This is a genomic window from Dietzia aerolata, assembly GCF_014144865.1.
GTDB lineage: Bacteria > Actinomycetota > Actinomycetes > Mycobacteriales > Mycobacteriaceae > Dietzia > Dietzia aerolata.
This window is the reverse complement of the sequence record NZ_JAALDM010000280.1, coordinates 1-4873: the sequence shown is the minus strand read 5'-3', so window position 1 is coordinate 4873 and position 4873 is coordinate 1. Positions and strand designations below refer to the sequence as shown.

Genomic DNA, 4873 nt, shown 5'->3' with positions numbered 1-4873 from the left:
ACGCCGAACATGAGCCACACCCAGAGCATGGTCGTGGGCGGGGTGAGGTACAGCAGCACGCTCGCCACCGTCGCGCCGCGCGTGCGGGTGACGTACTGGAACAGGGCGTAGCCGCCGAGCGTCGACAGGAACACCAGCCACAGCACGGCCAGCCAGAAGTCCAGCTCCGCGGGCACTGCCGCCTGGCCGACGAGGAATGACAGCGCGACCAGGGTGACGGCCGTGACCACCATCTGCATGGTGATGGCTTGCAGCAGCGACTCGGTGGGCCGCAGTCGCTGGGTGAGGACCGTGCCGGTGGTGAGCGAGAGCATCCCGATCAGCGGGAGCAGGTAGGCCCACCACTGCGCGGATCCGTTGCCCAGGTCGCCGGAGACCACCACCGCAACGCCGGCAAGGCCGAGCACCATGCCGATCCACATGACCGGCGTGATGCGCTCCCCCAGGATCCGGCCCGCGACCGTGGCCACTAGCAGCGGCTGGAGCGAGGCGATGAGTGCCGCGAGGCCACCGTCGACGCCGTTGTTCACGCCCTCGAAGATGAGATAGAGGAACGCGGCCTGACTGAGCAGCCCGATGATCGCCTGCCGGCCCCACGCGCGCCCGTCGGTGAGGTCGACGCGCAGGACCAGGCAGACGGCCAGGAGCATCGCCGCGAGGATCGTGAACCGCCAGCCCAACAGTTGTAGAGGGGTGCCGCCGGAACGAACTCCCAGTTCCGCTCCCACGAAGCCGGAGCTCCACATGACGACGAGTGCCACCGACGCCAGATGGCCGACGTTCCGGCGGAGCGCCTCTCGCGCAGGCGATTCCATGGACACAGGCTAGGGAGGGGCTGGCGTTGTCGTCGTCGTACTCTCGCGGGGTACCCCCGTCCGGCGCCGCAGGTCTCGCGCTCGTCAGTCCCGCGCGGCGCTGTGCTCCTGGGCGGTGCTGGACTCCTGCGCGGCGGGTGACTCGGGGTTCGACACCTCGGGGTGGGCGGCGCCGGCACCGACCGGGAGCCCGTGCGGATGCCGGACCAGATACAGGTGGCCGAGGGCCATCACCGCCGCGGCCAGGGCGGCGCCGATGAGGGTGTACATGGCGCGGTCGGCGATCGCCTGGGCCACATCCCTCGTCGGGCCGGCGGTCTGCAGCACCACCGCCGGGGTGAGGAAAGTGACGAACACCCAGTACGGCCACTTGAGGTTTGCCCACGCCGCGAGCAGGGTCAGTACCGCCGCGAGCGCCGCGATCAGTCCCGGGAGATTGTGCAGCGCAGCCACCACGAGCGCCGCGACCGTCGACCCGACCAGCGTGCCGATGACCCGCTGGCTGACACGCGTGAGCATGGCCGCGTAGTACGGCTGGACCACGACGTACATGGTCAGCACCAGCCACCACGAGTTGGGCGGCAGCCAGGTCAGCGCCACAAACGAGACCACGCCGACGAGCCCGCCCATCGCCATGGCGAAGTAGCGCGAGGTCCGCTCAGGGACCGACGGCGGCGGCGTGACCTTGAGCCGGCCCACCACGAACGGGCCGAGCAGCGCCGTCCACAGCCCGCCGGCCAGCAGCACCCCCATTGTGACCAGCAGAGCCTCCGCAGATTCGCCCGCCGCCGCGCGCCCGGACGGCAGCGACACGTGCATGTCCCCGATCAGCGCGAGGGCCGCCAGGGGCGCGGAGAACGACATCATGAGATGCCAGCCGCGCCTGGCCGACAGGCCGGTCACCGCGCCGAGCGCCAGCATGTACAGGGCCCCGACGATCGGCGGCAGGTCGTGCAGGAGCAGCGAGATCCCGACGATTGCCGGCGTCACCACTGCCGCGGCGAGGGCAAGCCTGCGGCCCGTGAACAGGCCCATCAGCGCCGGGAGCATCCCCAGGTACCAGAGCGAGCCGTCGGCCTTCCACCGCGACAGGTCGAGGAAGACGATCGGGGCGATGACGAGCAGCGCCACCACGACGAGCACCGCGGTGTCCTTGCGGGAGCCGTGGGAGGGGGCGGGCTCGGCTTCGTTGGCGGGCGCGGCGTTATCCGCGGAAGAGGTCACACCGTCAAGATGGCACACCTGCCGCGGTTCCGGCGCCAAACCCGTGGCGGGGCAAGGAATTCCTCGGCAGACTTTAGAAATCGTTTACTTCCGGTGGTGAGGCGGGAATAATTTGTTGAGACAACCGGAGGCCCCCGCCTCTGGAGTGCCGCGTCAGCCGAGCTGCAGCGCACGGCTCTACGCGACCCTCCTCAACCCTCAATCCGGGCGGAACCACCCCGCGCGCAGAGCCCATCCCTTCCCCTCGCACTTCCTGCGCGCCACGCCCCTGCCCCTCGCGCCTCATAGCGCCCGCCCGAAAGCGAGCCATGACATGGCCGGCACTCCCCTCAGACTGTCCGACACACCCCGCGCCGACGACGGCTACTTCGGCCCCGACAGCGTCTCGTGGCGCGTGTTCTCCGACCCGTCCACCGGCCTTGGCGCGAAGAACGCGGTGTTCCTGCAGATGCTGGAGCCGGGCATGATGACGCACTTCGAGCGCGTGTCCCTGACCAGCGAGGGCCCGGAGGAGATGGCGGCCCGCTTCGACCGCACGTCCGCGTACCTGCGCGATTCGATCTTTGCCGACAAGGCGCACGCCGACGCCGCGGCGACCCGCGTGGATCACCTCCACGAGCGCGCCTCCTGGACCAACCCGGAGACCGGCGAGGTGGTCAGCGCCAAGCAGCCGGAGTGGATGCGGTGGACGTGGTGGACCTACATCTGGTCCGCGGTGCGCGGCTACCAGGAGTTCGGCCCCGGACTGTCCACGGCGGACGCGGACCGCCTGGTGGTGGAGTCGCATCATGGCGCGGACATCTTGCATGTGCCGGGCCCGCATTTCGAGACGTTCGCCGAGGTGGACCAGTACATCCGGGACGAGCTCGACACCAAGGCCCTGACCAAGTTCGCCGCGATGGCCGGGCACTCGCTGCGCCATCCCGAGGTGGAGGGCCTGCTCAATAAGTGGGTGACCCGGCAGATCCTCAACGGCGTGCTGTCGTTGTTGCCGGACCAGGCCAAGCTGTTCTTCGCCGTGGAGGACCGCACCGCAGGAGAGTTCGCGCGTGGTGCCTGGTTCACCAAGCTCGTCGCGACACTCGCGCGCAAGAATCAGACTGCCGAGCAACTCATCGCACAGGCCGTCGGCGACTCCGTCGCGAATCCCTATCAGCGGGTGCGGGTGAAGAGGAAGCGGGCTGCGAAGGCTGCGTGAGGCACTGCGTTGACTCGACCGTGTCGGCCGCGGAGGTTGCCGGACACGACCCGATGGTTGGCGAACATGAGGTGCGAAAATTCGGCCAGAATCGCACGAATTGTTCGCCAACCAGGCTTCGATGTCCGGCAACCGGCCGAGGGCCGGGATGCGCCGCGAGGGACGCTCGGAAGTTCTTGAGTTTGGACGAGCTGTATCGCGAGAATCGCGAGTTTTTCGCGACTCAGTTCAGCCAAACGGGGCGGCGAATGGGTGGCGAATGGGAGGCGGAGCACTCGTCGGCCATGCCGCCTAGTCGCTGCGGAACTCGCGGCCGATCACCTTGGAGACCACCACGTCCCTCGTCAGCGCCAGCACGCCATCCGCCCAGGTCAGCACCGAATCGATGTCCAGCCCACTCCCCGGCCCCGGCGCCGGTAGCGGGACTTCGCCGAGCACACTCAGCAGCAGGCCCCGCCGCTTCGCCTGGTCCAACTTTGTCACCGCGCTGGCGATCACCTTGAGATCGTCGGGGCGCGCCACCTGCGTCGCCACTTGGTCCGGTGGGGCACCGTCGCGAAGCTCGATCGCCGTATGCCGCAGAACCTCGAACGGATCGAGCCGATCCCGACACCGGGCCATGCGCTCGGACCGCCAGAAGTCGCTGGCCACGATCTCCCGCGCCTGACGGTTCACCTCCGCGATCAGCGCCAGCTCCTCGGCATCCGCACGCGGGTCCATCAACGAGACCACCTGGCGGACTTCCTTTCGCCCACCACGACTGACGAATCCGTGGGAGTCCATGAAAGGCCGGACCCGCCACCCCACGACACCCACCCTGGCCGCGTAGAACACGGGATAGGTGAGGGCAAACACGATCATGAACACCCACGGCAGCTGCTTCTTGTCGATCGGAAGCAGGGCAACGATTCCCATCGCGGCGATCAGGTGGGGGATCGAGCGCAATCGTCCGTCTTGCAACAATGTCGACAGGCGGGCGAAGCGCAGCGACAACACGCGCGCCGCGACGCCGTAATGCGATGCGATGCGCGGCCGGAAGTTCACGCGAGAAAGGTAAGCCAGTTCAGTCCGCGATGGGGCACTCTGCCCTGGCCGATGGCGTGGCAGCTGAGAGGACTGCAACGGGACGGCCGTGGTCCGTGATTGTCACGGGATCCCGAGTCGACTCAAGCTCCGCCAAAAGTGCATCGAAATTCGCCCGTACCTCAGAGACGGTCACCCTCTTCAGGACCACACGCGAGGGCGAGCGCAGCTTTGGCGAGTACAGATGCAATAAATACTGGAGAGCGAAAAACTCCTGGCCGCATCTCCGAAAGGGGCCGGCTCGGCAAGATTGCTCTCGTCATGACGGATGCTCGGAACGTCGGGTTCGCGCCGGGCCGGCGGTGGCGGGGATGAAGAACTCGTCGTCGTAAATTCTCGTGGCGTGGAGGAAGCGCGGCGCGCACACGTACCCGACTGCGGCGAGTCGGACCTTTACTCCCGGCAGTTCGGCGGCCAGGCGTGCGGCGATCGCGCGGCCCTCGCGGTACCAGGCGGCCGGGTCCACGCCGTCGCCCCAGCGCGGCAGGCCGAAGCCGTAGCCGGGCAGGCCGAGGTCCGCTCCGACGGGGTCGGCGACGGTGGCGCTGGCCGG

6 protein-coding genes are annotated in these 4873 nt (G+C 68.4%); 1 reads left to right on the top strand and 5 read right to left on the bottom strand.

The window, feature by feature from the left end; translation table 11 throughout:
* Both G6016_RS14800 and G6016_RS17735 read right to left on the bottom strand, forming a co-directional pair.
* Window positions 1-815, bottom strand: an 815-nt coding sequence (locus tag G6016_RS14800; protein ID WP_182633381.1) for a DMT family transporter, incomplete at its 3' end; no start/stop codon positions are given.
* A gap of 84 nt (window positions 816-899) precedes the next feature.
* A complete protein-coding gene (locus G6016_RS17735) occupies window positions 900-2039 on the bottom strand; it encodes an FUSC family protein (protein WP_182633380.1) in 1140 nt (379 codons plus the stop codon).
* Between the two features lie 313 nt (window positions 2040-2352).
* Between G6016_RS17735 and G6016_RS14790 the strand changes: the two genes are divergently transcribed.
* Window positions 2353-3237, top strand: a complete 885-nt coding sequence (locus G6016_RS14790) for an oxygenase MpaB family protein (RefSeq protein ID WP_182633379.1) — start codon at window positions 2353-2355, stop codon at window positions 3235-3237.
* Window positions 3238-3528: 291 nt separating this feature from the next.
* On the opposite strand, the gene G6016_RS14785 is transcribed toward G6016_RS14790, so the two are convergent.
* The 3 genes from G6016_RS14785 to G6016_RS14775 form a co-directional block, all read right to left on the bottom strand.
* The gene (locus G6016_RS14785) at window positions 3529-4281 is read right to left on the bottom strand and encodes a hypothetical protein (RefSeq protein WP_182633378.1); all 753 of its coding nucleotides are present in this window, start codon (window positions 4279-4281) and stop codon (window positions 3529-3531) included.
* Between the two features lie 19 nt (window positions 4282-4300).
* On the bottom strand, window positions 4301-4456 hold the full coding sequence (locus G6016_RS17855; protein ID WP_182633377.1) for a type II toxin-antitoxin system Phd/YefM family antitoxin: 156 nt from the start codon (window positions 4454-4456) through the stop codon (window positions 4301-4303).
* 123 nt (window positions 4457-4579) lie between these two features.
* Window positions 4580-4873 (bottom strand): hypothetical protein (locus tag G6016_RS14775; protein ID WP_182633376.1); only part of this gene is annotated, 294 nt, incomplete at its 5' end.

Bases quoted from the DNA above. Each gene is read 5' to 3' on its own strand.
- G6016_RS14790 (WP_182633379.1), top strand. From the start codon at position 2,353: ATGGCCGGCACTCCCCTCAGACTGTCCGACACACCCCGCGCCGACGAC.